Origin of the sequence: Mesorhizobium sp. Root552 (genome assembly GCF_001427285.1) — a bacterium.
Taxonomy (GTDB): Bacteria; Pseudomonadota; Alphaproteobacteria; order Rhizobiales; family Rhizobiaceae; genus Mesorhizobium.
Map to the genome: position 1 here is coordinate 1 of NZ_LMFV01000001.1, position 15,719 is coordinate 15,719.

The 15,719-nt window shown below is 62.1% G+C and carries 14 protein-coding genes; 2 read left to right on the forward strand and 12 right to left on the reverse strand.

Annotated elements, in window-relative coordinates; translation table 11 throughout:
- Positions 1-627 precede the first annotated feature (627 nt).
- A complete protein-coding gene (locus ASD50_RS00005; protein WP_056233926.1) occupies positions 628-1,305 on the reverse strand; it encodes a hypothetical protein in 678 nt (225 codons plus the stop codon).
- Positions 1,306-1,510: 205 nt separating this feature from the next.
- On the opposite strand from ASD50_RS00005, the gene ASD50_RS00010 reads away from it, so the two are divergent.
- Positions 1,511-2,158 carry a class I SAM-dependent methyltransferase gene (locus tag ASD50_RS00010; RefSeq protein ID WP_056234667.1) on the forward strand — a complete coding sequence of 216 codons (648 nt, stop codon included), beginning with the start codon at positions 1,511-1,513 and terminating at the stop codon, positions 2,156-2,158.
- Between the two features lie 287 nt (positions 2,159-2,445).
- Here ASD50_RS00010 and ASD50_RS00015 read toward each other — a convergent pair whose 3' ends face one another.
- The 11 genes from ASD50_RS00015 to ASD50_RS00065 form a co-directional block, all read right to left on the reverse strand.
- Entirely contained in the window at positions 2,446-3,510 is a 1,065-nt protein-coding gene (locus tag ASD50_RS00015; protein ID WP_056233932.1) for an ABC transporter ATP-binding protein, read from the reverse strand.
- A 17-nt stretch (positions 3,511-3,527) separates the two neighbouring features.
- Positions 3,528-4,319: an ABC transporter permease gene (locus ASD50_RS00020; protein ID WP_056233935.1), complete on the reverse strand. Its 792-nt coding sequence runs from the start codon at positions 4,317-4,319 to the stop codon at positions 3,528-3,530.
- Positions 4,316-5,188: an ABC transporter permease gene (locus tag ASD50_RS00025; protein WP_200952363.1), complete on the reverse strand. Its 873-nt coding sequence runs from the start codon at positions 5,186-5,188 to the stop codon at positions 4,316-4,318. Before ASD50_RS00025 ends, ASD50_RS00020 begins: the two co-directional genes overlap by 4 nt.
- A gap of 111 nt (positions 5,189-5,299) precedes the next feature.
- Positions 5,300-6,406, reverse strand: a complete 1,107-nt coding sequence (locus ASD50_RS00030; RefSeq protein WP_056233945.1) for an ABC transporter substrate-binding protein — start codon at positions 6,404-6,406, stop codon at positions 5,300-5,302.
- A 220-nt stretch (positions 6,407-6,626) separates the two neighbouring features.
- On the reverse strand, positions 6,627-7,799 hold the full coding sequence (locus tag ASD50_RS00035) for an iron-containing alcohol dehydrogenase (RefSeq protein ID WP_056234672.1): 1,173 nt from the start codon (positions 7,797-7,799) through the stop codon (positions 6,627-6,629).
- Positions 7,800-7,817: 18 nt separating this feature from the next.
- Positions 7,818-9,206 (reverse strand): aldehyde dehydrogenase family protein, encoded by a 1,389-nt coding sequence (locus ASD50_RS00040; protein ID WP_056233948.1) that lies wholly within the window; start codon positions 9,204-9,206, stop codon positions 7,818-7,820.
- Positions 9,207-9,274: 68 nt separating this feature from the next.
- Positions 9,275-10,645, reverse strand: coding sequence for a glutamine synthetase family protein (locus ASD50_RS00045; RefSeq protein ID WP_056233951.1), 1,371 nt, complete (start codon positions 10,643-10,645; stop codon positions 9,275-9,277).
- A 95-nt stretch (positions 10,646-10,740) separates the two neighbouring features.
- Positions 10,741-11,805, reverse strand: coding sequence for a TRAP transporter substrate-binding protein (locus ASD50_RS00050; RefSeq protein WP_056233955.1), 1,065 nt, complete (start codon positions 11,803-11,805; stop codon positions 10,741-10,743).
- A 126-nt stretch (positions 11,806-11,931) separates the two neighbouring features.
- The gene (locus ASD50_RS00055; RefSeq protein ID WP_056233958.1) at positions 11,932-13,257 is read right to left on the reverse strand and encodes a TRAP transporter large permease; all 1,326 of its coding nucleotides are present in this window, start codon (positions 13,255-13,257) and stop codon (positions 11,932-11,934) included.
- On the reverse strand, positions 13,254-13,757 hold the full coding sequence (locus ASD50_RS00060; RefSeq protein ID WP_056233961.1) for a TRAP transporter small permease subunit: 504 nt from the start codon (positions 13,755-13,757) through the stop codon (positions 13,254-13,256). Before ASD50_RS00060 ends, ASD50_RS00055 begins: the two co-directional genes overlap by 4 nt.
- A gap of 18 nt (positions 13,758-13,775) precedes the next feature.
- The gene (locus ASD50_RS00065) at positions 13,776-14,624 is read right to left on the reverse strand and encodes an N-formylglutamate amidohydrolase (protein WP_056233964.1); all 849 of its coding nucleotides are present in this window, start codon (positions 14,622-14,624) and stop codon (positions 13,776-13,778) included.
- Between the two features lie 155 nt (positions 14,625-14,779).
- On the opposite strand from ASD50_RS00065, the gene ASD50_RS00070 reads away from it, so the two are divergent.
- A complete protein-coding gene (locus ASD50_RS00070; protein ID WP_056234674.1) occupies positions 14,780-15,607 on the forward strand; it encodes a MurR/RpiR family transcriptional regulator in 828 nt (275 codons plus the stop codon).
- The last annotated feature ends 112 nt before the right edge of the window (positions 15,608-15,719 follow it).

Here is a 15,719-nt window from a genome sequence, read left to right on the forward strand (position 1 = left end):
AGCGCAGGTCGGGAAGACGGGCGGCCGCAAGGGCGCTCGTTTAGATAGATAGTGCGGCCTCGCGGCCGCCCGTCCGGTGTCTTAAGGCTTCAAACCGCTCCGCTTTCATCGACCCGCCGTGTCCCCTCACAGGCTCTCCGAAAAGATGCCGCTGCTAAGGTGAGGGCGACGCTCGGCAGGCCTAGCGCGTCCCCTTTCAACGCTGCACAGGGCGCAACCGGCCCCTTCGTGGGGGAGCAGCCAAACCTCCCCGGAACAAGACCACGTTAGCCTCGCCTCCGGGGCACCGGCCCCTTCCCACGCAATCACCGTCATGACCGGTACAGAGCCGGCAGCACGGAAAGCAAAGTGGACAGGATCGNGCCCCTTCGTGGGGGAGCAGCCAAACCTCCCCGGAACAAGACCACGTTAGCCTCGCCTCCGGGGCACCGGCCCCTTCCCACGCAATCACCGTCATGACMGGTGTTCCCGGCGGAAGGGACAGAGGCAGATTATGCGTGGGGTCGCGAAGGGTGTGGATGAACCGGCGCGAAATTTCTTGCAAGGGCGAGTACAATCAAAGGATTGCTGCGGTGAAGGGCATGAAATTGTCCACGCCCTGCCCTCAAATCCTAACCGGACGTGCCGTTACTCTTCCACCTCGCGGCTCAGCCACAAGAGTGCCGCGATCAGCACCAGCCCGCCAAGCGCAACCCACGGCAGCACCTGCTGCATGAACTCGATTTCGCCGCTGCGGACGGGAATTTCCTGGGCGGCGCGCCGGGCAATCTGGACTTGCGCAATGGCTTCCGGAAGGAGGCGCCATGAGAACGCCAGAGAGATTGCCGTAGTCGCCAGTGCCGCAAATGTCGCCAGTTTGGCGCCACGCACAAATTGCAGGACCAGCGCACCGGCAGCGACATAGAGCGCGCCCGTTGCCATCAGGATGCCTGCCTTCAGCGGCGTCGTGCCGACCATGCCGAAGACCGGAATGACGGCTTCAAGTTCCGTCCAGCGCACCATCTGCTTGAAGCCGTCCAGCATGAGGAAAGTGCCGAGGACGAGATTGGGCCACAGGCGCGGGTGCATCTCGTCATCGGCCAGATCCGCCGCCGGCTCGAGCAGCCACTCGCCAGCCGAAAGGCCCAGCGCGCGGCCAAGGCCCACCAATGCAAACGAGACACCCAGCTCGGCATACCAGGGCGTGCCTTCGCCGGAGATGTAGTTCCATGCCTGACCAAGGAAGAAGCTTGCCAGCCCGACGACCGCATTGACGATGATGAAATCGATATAAAGCGCGAGCAAAGGCAGGACGTAGCGGCGCATCGGGAGCTTCCGTTTGTGGAGCCAGCAGACCGGGAAACGATACGACGAAGAAATGAACAGGGCTTTTTCACAAGCTGGGCAATTTGATTGGCCTCTTCTGACGCCCTTGCCGCAAGCTTTGAGACAGAGAGGTCGGAATTGTCTTGGGAGAAACCGCAACCGGCCTTAAACTGAGATGCAAACGACCGGCTGGACTGTCATCGCCATGACTGCCGTACCAGACAAAGCTGCCGCCCAGGAGGTCGGGCGGGAACAGCATTGGAACAGCGCCTACCGAACCAAGGGCGAAACCGGCGTAAGCTGGTTCGAGGAAACGCCGGATTTGTCGCTGCAATTGATACTCGAAACCGGAGCCGGGCCGGAATCTCCGCTGATCGATATCGGCGGCGGAGCCTCGCGCATTGTCGATGCATTGCTGCGGAAAGGCTGGAGTTCGCTTGCCGTGCTCGACGTGTCACGCGCAGCGATCGAAACGGCGCAGGCGCGCCTTGGCAGGGACGCCGCGAAAGTCGACTGGGTCGTCGCCGACGTGACAGGCTGGACACCGGAGCGCAGCTATCGGGTCTGGCACGACAGGGCGGCCTTCCACTTCCTCACCCAGCCTGCGGAACGGGAAGCCTATGTCGAGCGCTTGCGTCTGGCGCTGGCGCCGGGCGGCCACGCCATCATTGCAACCTTCGCGCCGGATGGGCCGGAGCGGTGCAGCGGCCTGCCGGTGCAGCGCTACGCCCCGCAAACGCTGGCCGACACCATTGGCAAGGGATTCGAACTTGCCGGGTCCCGCCGCCATGTCCATACAACGCCATGGGGCTCGACGCAGGCGTTCCAGTTCAGCCTATTGCGCCGCGTCTAGAGCGTCTCGCAGCGGAGCCTAGAGCGTTTCACGGCTAGATGGAATCATTCTGTTTGTCGTGCGGCGAGGTGATCCACGCGAAGGGTTGCGAAGGTCGATGTGGTTCATCGGCCGAGCAGGCCGACAAAGTGAGCGCCCGCCGCAGGCAAACCCGAAGGGCCCGGCAGGTTTGGGCCAAGTCCTTCGGCCTTCGTCTCGACCGCACCACCAGTGCGCTCTTCGCCGAAGTCCTCGACCTTGCCCCAAACCATCACCGGCAGAATGGTTCTATCTAACCATGAAACGCTCTAGTGGAGAACAAGCACGTCGCCGGACGAGAAGCTGATCTCGGCCTTTTCGCCGACCACCGGAGGCGGCGTGGTCGAATTGTTGAAGGTGTCCAGCGAGACGCTGCTTTCCCCGATGCCGACGCGCACGCGGATGACGGAGCCGAGGAAATGAACGTCGGAAATCTGACCCGACAGGCTGGCGTCGTTGCCGGGCCGGCGTCCAAGTGAAATCGCTTCGGGGCGAAGCGCCAGCGAGAGCATGTCGCCGGTCTTGGAGCCGTTGAGCTTGCCCTTCAGCGAAATCTCCTCCGTGTTGACCTTGACCTTGCCGCTGGCCGCATCGCTGACGGTGCCTTCGAGCACGTTCAAGGTGCCGACGAAATTGGCGACGAACTTGGTTGCCGGGCGGTTGTAGATCTCGAACGGCGCGCCGACCTGCTCTGCCTTGCCGCCGTACATGACGGCGATGCGGTCGGAGATGGAGAGCGCCTCTTCCTGGTCATGCGTGACGAAGATGGTGGTGATGCCGAGCTGCTTCTGGATGGAGCGGATTTCCTCGCGCAGCGACACGCGCACCTTCGCATCGAGCGCCGAAAGCGGCTCGTCGAGCAAGAGCAGCTTCGGCTTGGGAGCGAGCGCACGGGCAAGCGCGATGCGCTGCTGCTGGCCGCCGGAAAGCTGGTAGGGATAGCGGTCGCCGAACTGCGGCAGCTTGATCATTTCGAGCATCTCGGCGACGCGCTTGTCCGCATCCGCCTTGGCCACGCCTGCGACCTTCAACCCGAAGCCGATGTTTTGCGCGACCGTGAGGTTGGGGAACAGCGCGTAGGCCTGGAAGACCATGCCGACATTGCGCTGGTTCGGCTTGAGATAGGTGATGTCCTTGCCGCCGACATAGATGCTGCCGGCGGTTGGCTCTTCAAAGCCGGCAACCATGCGCAGCACCGTGGTCTTGCCGCAGCCGGACGGCCCGAGGAAAGAAACGAACTCGCCACGCTCGACGTCGAGGTTGAAGTTTTCCACCACCGTGGTTTGACCGAACGCCTTGCTGACGCCCTGGATGCTGAGAAACGGATCGGCCATGGGTCAATATCTCCGGATCAGTTCGGACGGTTAGCCGACTTGGGGGCAAAGCGCGACAGAACCTGGATGACCGACATGCAGCCCCAGGTTATGGCAAAGGCGATGATGGCAAGCGCCGCAGGTTCATAGGCCCGGTTGGCGCCGACGAGCTGCATGTAGGGACCGAAGGCCGGGCGGTTGAGCAGGCTGGCAAGCGTGAATTCGCCAATGACGATGGCGAAGGTGAGGAACGCTCCCGACAGAACCGCGATCAGCACATTTGGCAAGATGATGCGGCCGATGATCGTGGTCCAGCCGGCGCCAAGGATCTGCGCAGCTTCGGTAAGCGTCCTGACGTCGATGGTTCGAAGGCCGGTGTCGACGGCGCGGTACATATAGGGCAGCGCCAGCGTCGCATAGCCGATGATGAGCAGGACATCGGTGCCGCGCGCCGAAGCGAGGAACGGCAAGGGCGAGTTGGAGCCATACATGCGGATATAGCCGAACACGATGACGATCGCCGGGATGATGAGCGGCAAAAGCGTGATGAACTCGACGATGGGGCGCAGGTGCGGCATGCGCAGCCTGATCCAGTACGCGGTCGGCACCACGATCAGCACGCCAAGGATGATGGTGAAGACGGCCACGATGACCGAGTAGCTGAAAGTCTGCTGGAAACGCGCATCGCCCAGCACCACCGAATAGGCGTCGAACGAATATTCGCCGCGGCGCATGCGCAGCGAGAACTCGAACGTCGCGATCAGCGGAATGAAGAAGTAGCAGGCCCCGAGGATGAAGGTCACCCAGGCCCAGAAGCGGCCGGTCTTCATTTGAGCCACCTTTCGCTGCGCACGCGGAACCAGATGTAGAACACGTTGGCGATGCCGGTGATGACGATCATGCCGAAGGCAAGCGCGTAGCCGAGGTTCGGGTTGTGCAGCACGTCGCCGCGCATCTGGGCATAGAGCTTGATGGGGACGATGCTGAGCGAGGAACCGGTGAAGGCATAGGCCGTTGCGATGGCGCCGAACGCGTTGGCGAACAGCAGGATGACCGTGCCGAGGAAGCTCGGCCACAACACGGGGATGACGACCATGCGCCAGTATTGCCAGGTTGTCGCGCCGAGGGTGGCGGCGGCCTCGCCCCATTCCTTCTTCAGCCCGTCGATCGCCGGCGTGATGATGACGATCATCAACGGTATCTGGAAATAGAGGTAGACGGCGATCAGGCCCCACGAGGTCAAAAGGTTGAAACCCATGCCGTAGATGTTGAGGCCGAACACGTCGCGCAAGATGACGGTGACGAGGCCGAGCCGTCCGAGCGTGGCAAGAAACGCGAAGGCCAGCGGCACGCCGGCGAAATTGGAGGCGACGCCGGAAAAGGTCATGGTGGTGGAGCGCACCCAGTTGGGCAGCCCCCCGCGCACGATGGCGATCGACATGGCAAGGCCGATGAAGGCGCCGATGGTCGCCGACCAGAAACTGATCTTGATAGACACCCAGTAGGACAGGCGGATGCTTGGGTCTTGGAACAGGAGCCAGATGTTTTCGAGCGTGTATTCGCCCGCCGCGTTCTGGAACGCGCCCATGACGAGGTAGAGCGTAGGCAGGATCAGGAACATCAGCGCGAAGATGAAGAACGGCGCCACGCCGATCCATTGCGTCGCCATGCGCAGGCTCGAACGCCTGGCGGGCGGCATGACCCCGGTGGTTTCGCTGGTCGCGGTTGCGCTGATGTTCGCCATCCTGGTATCCGGCCCGCCGGGAAATGGAGAGACCGGGCGGCGCTGGCCGCCCGGTCTCCGGTTGCATTACTGCACGTTGGCGCCGACCACCGAATCCCAGTTCTTGGTGATGGCTTCCTTGGCGGCACCCTGCTCATCGAGAGTGGGGAACACGGCAGCTTCATAGGCTGCTGCCGGCGGCAGCTTGTCGAGCAGGTCCTGCGGGATCACGCCGCGCTTGGCCATGTCGTTGAAGCGGATCGGGTGGCAGTAGCCCTTGAGCCAGCCGAGCTGGCCTTCGTCGGAATAGAGATACTCCATCCACAGCTTGGCGGCGTTCGGGTGCGGCGCATAGGCGCTGATGGCCTGAACGTAGACGCCCGCGACAACGCCCGTGGCGGGAACGATGACGTCGACCGGCGGGTTGCCGTTCAGCGTGTCGCGACCGGACAGCGCGTTGTAGTCCCAGGTGATCAGGATCGGGGTCTGGCCCTGGGCCAGCGTTGCCGACTTGCCGATGACCGGCACGAAGTTGCCCTTGGCGTTGAGCTCCTTGAAGAACTCGAGGCCGGCGGTACCGGCGGCTTCGCCGGCTGCGGCACCCTTCGACAGGCCGGCGGCGTAGACGCCCTGGATGGCCTGGTTGGAGGCGCGCGGATCGCCCGCGAGTGCAACCGAGTTGGCATATTCCGGCTTGAGCAGGTCGGCCCAGTCCTTCGGCGCTTCCTTGACGAGGTCCTTGTTCACCTCGAAGGCGAGAACGCCGTAGTAGTCGCCGTACCAGTAGCCTTCGGCGTCCTTGGCCGAATCGGGGATCGAATCCCAGGTCGAGACCTTGAAGGGCTGGATCAGGCCGTCGGCCTTGGCCTGCGGGCCATAGGACAGGCCGACGTCGATGACGTCAGGCGCCTGCGGGCCCTTGTTGTCCTTGTTGGCCTTGATGGCTTCAACCTCGTCGCTGGAACCAGCGTCCGGGTTGAGTTCGTTGATCGTGATTTCCGGATACTTCGCTTTGAAGCCCGCGATCACGTCGCCGTACCCGCACCAATCGTGCGGCAGGGCGATGGTCGTGAGCTGACCTTCCGCCTTAGCGGCGGCAACCAGTTCGTCCATCGACTGGGCGGACGAAATGGCCGAGGTCACCATGAGGGTGGCCGCCGAAAGGGAAAGCACCTTCCCCGCAAACTTGAACATTGTGTTCTCTCCGTTGAACTGACGCCGTAAGACGCCTGCGATGCGGTATCGGGTTCATGTGACGGTTAGATGAAACCTAAATGAAGCCAACCCGCCGCAGTACGAAAATCTAACTCTATTTAAGCGGTTGTAGCAATTAGCCCGGGCTTATTTTTCCGGCTAATTGTTTATGATCCTCCCCTATCACCTTTCGTTGATTTTCGTTTTGACTGGCAGGCACTCAGACCGTGCCCTCGATTGCCTTGTCGAGCAGCGTAAGCGCGGCCTTCTTGGTGAGCTTGATCGGGTTGCCGCCGGCGGTCGGATCGACCACCGCCATGTCGGCGATCAGGCTCTTGCGCTTCTTGTCCATGTCGAGACCCTTGATGAGGCCCGGCAGGGCATGCGGCACCTTGAGTTCCTTCCTCAGCTTGATGATCGCCTTGGCAAAACCGTCGAAGCCGCCCTTGATGCCGCAATAGGCGGCAAGGCGCACGATCTTGTCCTCGATGGCGTCGCGGTTGAAGGCGATGACGTAAGGCATGAACACGGCATTGGTCATGCCGTGGTGGGTGTCGTAGAGCGCGCCGATGGGATGCGACAGCGAGTGGATCGCGCCAAGGCCCTTCTGGAACGCGGTTGCGCCCATGGCGGCGGCGGCCATCATGTTGGCGCGCGCGGTCAAATCCTTGCCGTTGGCAAAGGCCTTGGGAAGGTTCTCGAACACCAGCCTGACGCCTTCGACGGAGATGCCGTCGGCCATCGGATGGAAGCCCGGCGCGCAATAGGCTTCGAGGCAGTGGGCCAGCGCATCCATGCCGGTGCCGGCGGTGATGAAGGGCGGCATGCCGAACGACAGTTCGGGATCGGCGAGCACGATGCCGGGCAGCATCTTGGGATGGAAGATGACCTTCTTGGTGTGGCTTTCCTCATGCGTGATGACGCCGGCGCGGCCGACTTCCGAACCGGTGCCGGCAGTGGTCGGTACCGCGACGATCGGGGCAATGGCGTCGGAATTGGCGCGCGTCCACCAGTCGCCGATGTCCTCGAAGTCCCACACCGGGCGGGTCTGGCCGGCCTGGAAGGCGATGAGCTTGCCGAGGTCGAGCGCGGAGCCGCCGCCGAAGGCGATGACGCCGTCATGCTTGCCTTTCTTGAAGGCGGCGATGCCGGCGGTGAGGTTGGATTCGACCGGGTTCGGCTTGACCTCGGAGAAGACGCCGTAAGGCACCTTGGCGTCTTCGAGGATCTTCAGCGTCGAGGCAACGACGGGAAGCTTGGCAAGGCCGGGATCGGTGACGAACAGCGGCCGCTTGATGCCGGTGGCGGCAAGTGCATCGGGCAGTTCCTTGATGCGGCCGGCGCCGATGCGGACGGTGGTCGGGTAGTTCCACTTGGAGACAAATTTGGACATGTCTTTTTCTTTCGACAATCAGATCGTTTCGCGCAGGTGATAGGATTTCGGCCTTGTCAGGTAGTCGTAGCCGATGGCCGAGAGCGCCGCGCCCTTGCCGGTGTCCTTGACGCCGGTCCAGACGAGCGCCGGATCGAGATAGTCGCAGCGGTTCATGAATACGGTGCCGGTCTCGACGCGGTCGCCGATAGCCACCGCATGGTCGGTATCGCGCGTCCAGATCGAGGCGGTCAGCCCATAGGGACTGTCGTTCATCAGGGCGATGGCTTCCTCATCGTTGCGCACCTTCATGATGCCGACGATCGGGCCGAAACTTTCCTCGCGCATGACGCTCATCTGGTGATCGACGCTGGTCAGCACTTCGGGCGCGAGATAGGGCGAGCCGGCGACGTCCTTGTCGACCTTCATGTTGATGTGCGCCTTGGCACCCTTGCGCAGCGCCTCGGCCTTTTGCTCGCGGATCAGGTCGGCAAAGCGCGCCTGCGCCATCGGACCCATCGTGGTGGCCTGTTCCAGCGGATTGCCGACGACATAGTTCCTGGTCTCGGCGATGAAGCCTTCGACGAACTCGTCATAGACCTTCTCGTGCACGTAGACGCGCTCGATGCCGCAGCAGCACTGGCCGGAGTTGAAGAAGGCGCCATCGACCAGATTGGCGACGGCGTGGTCGAGCCTGGCGTCCGGCAGGACATAGGCCGGGTCCTTGCCGCCGAGTTCGAGGCCAAGCGTCATGAAGGTGCCTGCCGCAGCCTTTTCGATGGCGCGGCCGCCGGCAACCGAACCGGTGAAATTGACATGATCGATCTTGCCCGAGCCGAGCAGCTTTTCGGTCTGGGCGTGATTGAGGACGAGGTTCTGGAAAACATGCTTCGGCAGCCCGGCCTTTTCGAAAGCCTGGGCGAAACGTTCGCCAACCAGAAGCGTTTGCGCAGCGTGTTTCAGGATGACGGTGGAACCGGCCATCAACGCCGGGACGATGGTGTTGACGGCGGTAAGGTAAGGATAGTTCCACGGCGCGATTACCATGACCACGCCAAGCGGGTCTTTCCGCACATACCGGCGGAAGCCGTCCTTGGGGTTCGACGCCAGCACCGGCTTCAAGGCCTGCTCGGCGATTTCGACCATGTAGTTGACGCGTTCCTTGACGCCGCCGAATTCGCCGCCATAGCGGACCGGCCGCCCCATCTGCCAGGCGATCTCGGGAACGATGTCATCGGTCATGGCGACAAGGTTTTCCAGCATGGCAAGCATGTACTTGCCGCGCTCGGCAATCGAGGTCTGCGCCCAGGCAAACTGCGCGGCGCGGGCGCGTTCGACCGCTGCATTCACGGCCTGATCCGTCGCAACCGGGCGCTCGACATAGATCGAGCCATCAATGGGGGATTTCAGCTTGACCGTTTCGGCCATGTTTTTCGTCCTTCAGTCAGTGTTTGGGGCAGTTGGGGAGGCGTTGGCTGCCCAGTTCCATTGATCAATCAATAGCGCTCGAAGCCGCGATGCAATTCCCAGTCGGTTATGCGGCGATCGTATTCGAGCTGTTCCCAGCGCGCGGTATGAACGTAGTGCTCGACCACTTCGTCACCCAGGGCCTGCCGCAGCATCTTCGACCTGGAGAATGCTTCGGTTGCGTCGCGCAAAGTCTTCGGGATTTCCGGCAGGCGAGCAGCCTGATAGGCATCGCCGACGAACGGCTTTTGCAATTCCAGCTTCTCGTCGATGCCGGCAAGACCGGCGGCGATAAGTCCGGCAAATGCAAGATACGGATTGAGGTCCGCGCCACCGATACGGCATTCCATGCGGATGCCCTTGGTGCCCTCCCCGCACAGGCGGAAGCCCGCGGTGCGGTTGTCTTCCGACCACATGATCTTGGTCGGGGCAAAGGTGCCGGACTGGAAACGCTTGTAGGAATTGATGTAGGGCGCCAGAAGCAGCGTAAACTCCCTGGCATACCTAAGCTGCCCGGCCGACCATTGCTGGCCGAGTTCCGACAGCGTCCAGGGCGCGCTCTTGTCGAAGAACAGCGGCGTCTTGCCGTCGGCGCTCCACAGCGAATTGTGGATATGGCTGGAATTGCCGGCCAGCCCGTAATTGTACTTGGCCATGAACGATACGGCCTTGCCCTCGATGTCGGCGATTTCCTTGGCGCCGTTCTTCAGGAACACATGCCGGTCCGCCATCTCGAGAGCTTCGGCGTAACGGACGTTGATCTCCTCCTGACCGGGCCCCCACTCACCCTTGGAATTCTCGATCGGAATGCCGGCAGCGTTCATGTCGTTGCGCAGCCGGCGCATATAGCCTTCTTCCTTGGTGGTGATGCTGATGAGGTAGTCACCGATATAGGGAGAGGCAGTGTTGAGGTTCTGCCAGTGCTTGGCCCGAGCGGATTCATAGGTTTCGGAAAACAGGTAGAATTCCAGCTCCGAGGCGAAGAAGCCCATATAGCCGCGCTCGGCGAGCCGCTTGATCTGCTTCTTCAGGATGCCGCGCGGCGAGTGGGGCAGGTCGTCGTGGGTGTGGTGGTCGAGCACGTCGCACAGCACGAGCGCCGTCTTTTCCAGCCACGGCACGAGGCGGATGGTGGAAAGATCCGGCTTGAGGACAAAGTCGCCATAGCCCTTCGACCAGCTTGCGGCCTTGTAGCCCGGAACCGGCTCCATATCGATGTCGTCGGCCAGCAGATAGTTGCAGCCATGCGTTTCATCATGCGCGGACTCAACGAAGAACGAGGCCAGAAACCGCTTGCCGATCAGGCGACCCTGCATGTCGGCGGCGCAGGCCAGAACCGTGTCGACGGCTCCGCCGGCAACCGATTTCTTCAACTGATCGAAAGTGACGTTTCCGGTCATTCTTTTCCTGCTCCGGCGCCAGCCTGGCGCATCGAGTTTCAACACGAGAGCCGGCCGCTGGAGCGGCCGGCCTGCACTTTCAAATCAGAATCGCATCAGCTGTAGCGATACGGAGCGCCAGCCTTGACCATGGATTCGTTGTACTTCTTGATGATGTCGACGACCTTGGCCGAACGCGGGCTCTGGCCGGCGACCTCATCCCAGAACTTCACGGCTTCGTCTTCCACCTGTTTCCACTCGGCGTCAGGTATCGTCGTCAGTTCCAGCTTGCCCTCGTTGCGGTACCTGGCTTCACCGGCCCAATACCAATGCTGGCGATAGTAATGCGAGCTGTCGATCGCCAGGCGATAGAGCTGCTGCAGATGTTCCGGAACGGCATTCCACTTGTCGGTGTTGACGAAGTAGGAACCGGCCCAGGCACCGGAGACAGGGTTGGTGAGGTAGTACTTCAACACATTGGCCCAGCCCACCGTGTGCATTTCGGTGATGCCGCACCAGCACACGCCGTCGAGCTCGCCGGTTTGCATTGCCGGCTCGACGTCTTCATAAGGCAGCGAGACCGGCACGACGCCGAACTTCGACAGGAACTGGCCGCCGGTCGGGAAGGTGTAGACGCGCAGGCCCTTGAGGTCTTCCAGCGACTTGATCGGCTTGGTGGTGCCGAAGTTGCAAGGATCCCATGCGCCGGAGCTCAGCCAGGTGACGCCGGGGATTTCGGCGTAAGCCTCCTCCCAGATTTCCTTGAGGCCGTGCCAGTGCCACAGCGCCGGAACGTCGAGCGAGTAACGCGAGGCAAGCGGGAAGTAGGCGCCGAAAACCTTGACGTCGACCGGGGCGGCGGCGGAGTCATCGTCGCTCTGCGCGGCATCGATGGTGCCCGACTGGACGGCGCGGAACAGTTCGCCCTGCGGCACAAGCTGGTCGGCGGTGTAGAGCTCGATCACCATCTCGCCGTTGGCGGCCTTGTTGAACCAGTCGATCGAGTTCTTGATGACATGCTCGGCAAGGGCCGGGCCGGCATAGGTCTGCAGGCGCCACTTGATGGGGCTCTGCGCCTTCACGTAAGGCGTGGCCAATGCGGTGGCGCCGACTGCGCCGGCACCCGTCAGGATCGATTTGCGCAGGAAATCGCGTTTGTTAAGAGTGGTTTTGTCGGTCATCTCACAAGTCTCCCGTTGTTAGTCAGGTTAGATTTCGAAAGGAGGCGGAATACCCGCCTCCCGGCGCTTCTGTGTGTCGTGCATCGATCCCCTTTTTTCTTTTTGTCTTGTTGTCGGCGTCCGTCGCTACTGACCCTTGTAGACCTGGGGCAGCCACAGCGCGATCTCCGGAAAGATCATGATAATCACCAGCGACAGCACCATGAGGAAGAAGAATGGAATGATCGAGCGATAGATGTCGATCAGCGTGACCTCGGGAGGCGCCATCGCTCGCATGAGGAACAGGTTATAGCCAAAGGGCGGCGTGATGTACGCGATCTGGCAGGTGATGGTGTAGAGGATGCCGAACCAGATCGGGTTGAATCCGAGGCTGATGACCAGCGGGATGTAGAGCGGCGCGACGATGACCAGCATCGCCGTGTCGTCCAGGAACATGCCCATGACGACGAAGGAAAGGAGCATCAGGATCAGGATGGTCCAGGGCGAGAACTCCCAGGTGTCGAGCAGCAGCGTCTTGACCGCCTTCACCGCGCCCAGCCCGTCATAGACCGAGCTGAAGCAGAGCGCGCCGAGGATGATCCACATGAACATGCACGAGATACCCAGCGTGTTGCGCGTGGAATCTTCGAACACCTTCCAATTGAGATTGCCCGCCCACCAGGCGGCCAGCATCGAGAGCGCGGCGCCGACGGCCGAGCTTTCGACGAGGCTCGTTGTGCCGGACATGAACAGGCCCATCATGACGAAGAAGATGGCAAGCGGCAGGATGCCCTGGCGCAGCAAGGTGAACTTCTCGGCGCGCGTGATCTGCGCCCGCTCCTCTGCCGGCAACGCCGGGCCGATGTCGGGCTGCAACAGGCAGCGGATATAGACATAGGCGCCGAAAATAAGCGCCATCAACAGGCCGGGGCCGACGCCGGCGAGCCACAGGTCCAGCACCGGCTGGCGCGCGATCATGGCGAAGAGCACGAGCACGACGCTTGGCGGGATGAGGATGCCGAGCGACGATCCGGCCTGGATGACGCCGGTGACCATGACCTTGTCGTAGCCGTGGCGCAGCAGCTGCGGCAGCGCGATGGTGGCGCCGATGGCCATGCCTGCGACCGACAGGCCGTTCAGCGCCGCGATCAGGACCATGAGGCCGATTGTGCCAAGCGCAAGGCCGCCGCGCACCGGTCCGAACCAGACGTGGAACATGCGGTAGAGCCCGTTGGCGATGCCGGATTCCGACAGCATGTAGCCCATGAAGATGAAGAAGGGCACGGTGATCAGCGGATACCAGTTCATCACCTGGAACGAGGCGTTGAAGGGCATCTCGAAAGAGCCCTGCCCCCATAGCCAGAGCGCTGCGGCGGAACCGACGAAGCCGATGACGCCGAACACGCGCTGGCCAGTCATCAACAGCACCATCATGGTGCCGAACATGAAGAGTGTGATGAATTCGGAACTCATGCGATCGGCTTTCCGCGCGCGATGGCGACATCCTTGATGAAGGTGGAGATGAGTTGCAGAAGCATCAGGAAGATGCCTCCCGTCATCACGACCTTGATCGGCCACAAAGGCGGGGCCCAGGCGGTGTAGTTTTTCTGGCCATAGACGATGGCGTAGTTCGTGCTCGACAGGCCGCCGCCGACCAGCACCACCAGATAGAAGATCACGAAAAGGATGGTGATCGCATCGGTGACTGCGCGCCGGCGTGCCGAAAGCCGGCCATAGAACAGGTCCATGCGCACGTGCTGGTCGAGTTGCAGTGCGTAGGCGCCACCAAGAAGGTAGTAGGCCGAGAGCAGGAACTGCGACATCTCGAGCGCCCAGTTGATGGGTATGCCGATCGCAAGGCGCGAGATCGTGGAAGCGAGCAGGATCGCACCCATGACGTAGAACAGGTACATCGCAACCCGGCCCACCCGGTAGTTGAGGGCATCGACATATCTGACGAAGAGCTGAGCCATCCTGGTCTTTCTTGTCGCCTAGACGGTTGACGGGCGTTTGTGCTTCTCGGCCGCATCGGCCGGCGGCGGTCGCGACCGTTCCGATACGGGCGGAGCCTTGTCGGTCGCGGCAATGCTGATCTTCGGCAGGATCGCAGCCAGAAGCTCGGCCCATTTGGCCTGTCCTGCCCCGGCGGCGATTTCGTTGTTGCGGATTTCTATCATGGCGCAGGCCAGCCCGCGTGATCGCGCATGGCGCTCGAGCGTATAGTAGACCAGATCGGCCGGCGAATAGGGTTCGTTGGCGCCGACGACGATGCCGGCGACGGCATTGAGCGCCCGCAGCAGCGGCACCGCGACGCGCTCGTCCTCGTCATGGATGATGCCGATATGCCAGGGCCGCGCCTTTGAGAGGTAGACTGGCGTGTAGGAGTGCACCGAAACCAGGCGCGTTTCGCGGCCCGCGGCGATGCGCGCGTCGATGGTGCGCTCGATGGTGTCATGGAACGGACGCCAGGCCAGATCGATGCGGGCCTGCCGCTCGGCCTGCGTGAGATTGGCGTTTGCCGGAATACTCGTGGTCTCGCTGACCTCCGAAATCAGGTTCGGCGCATCAAGCGGACGGTTGCAGTCGATGACGAGGCGGGAAACGCAGGTCTCGATCAAGGTGGCGTCGAGCGCCTGCGCCAGAAGCTGCGCAACGGGCAGCGCGCCCGGGTCCCAGGCGATGTGTCGCGTGAGCTCGCTCGGGTCGAGGCCAAGCGTGCCGAATTCAGCCGGAATGAAATTGGAAGCGTGGTCGCAGGTGAACAGATACGGGCTCGATCCGCCCGGATTCGTCACCTTGACCGTCGCGGCCGCTGCAAGGCTGTCTGGCTCTCTCCCCATAGCCAAATAGTCTCCCGAGGCGCCGTATCATATGTTACGTATTTTGTTCGGTTGCGCCACTGTGGATGATTTCATACACATTGTTCGAGTTTGTCAAATGTGTTTTGTGGGAATGGGGCCATGATCAGGGCCCTATGCAGCGGGAACGGGACAACATGGCCTCCAGTATCGCCGAACTGATAGCCGAACGCCTCGATGCGATGCCCGCCGGAGAAAGGCGGGCGGCGCAGACGCTGATTGCCAACTACCCGCTGATCGGCCTCAAGACCGTGGCTGATTTCTCGCAGCAGGCGGGCGTATCGTCGCCGACGATCCTGCGCTTCGTCGCCCGGCTTGGTTTCCACAACTATCCCGAGTTCCAGTCGGCCCTCCAGGACGAACTTGCCGCACAATTGCAGTCGCCGGCATCGCGGACGCTGGCACCTGCCGCCTCGGGCGGGGGAAAGGCATCGCCCATGCTGGAAGCCACGCTGGACAATCTGCGCGAGACGTTCCGGCACGTTTCAGACCGCCAGCTGACCGATATCGCCACGAAACTTTCCGACCGGCGCGGCCACATGTTCCTGATCGGCGGGCGCTTCACCGATCCGCTCGCCCGCTACATGGCGGCGCATATGGCGATCATACGCCCCAACGTGTTCCACCTTTCAGGACAGGAGAGCATCTGGCGCGACCGGCTGATCGACATGGGCAAGCACGACGTGCTCCTGATCTTCGACATACGCCGCTATCAGGAAAGCCTCGTCCGCTTTGCCGAAAAGGCGCACCAGCGCGGGGTGCAGATCGTGCTGATAACTGATCAATGGCTGTCGCCCATCGCACGCTTCGCCAGGCATGTGATCGCCGGACGCACCGCCATGCCCTCGGCCTGGGATTCCTCTGCCTCGCTGTTCGTCATCGCCGAAACGCTGATCGACGCGGCGACGCGCCAACTCGACACCGAAGGCACGCGCCGCATCCGCGAGATGGAAGAACTGCGCTGAGACACGCGCGCCAACCTTACGCAGAATTAATGTGCTTTGAGACGGGACAATTGTCATAACGGCTCTGTGCCGCGCATTAATCGCGATTTGCCGGTATAATGCGTCGTTGTAT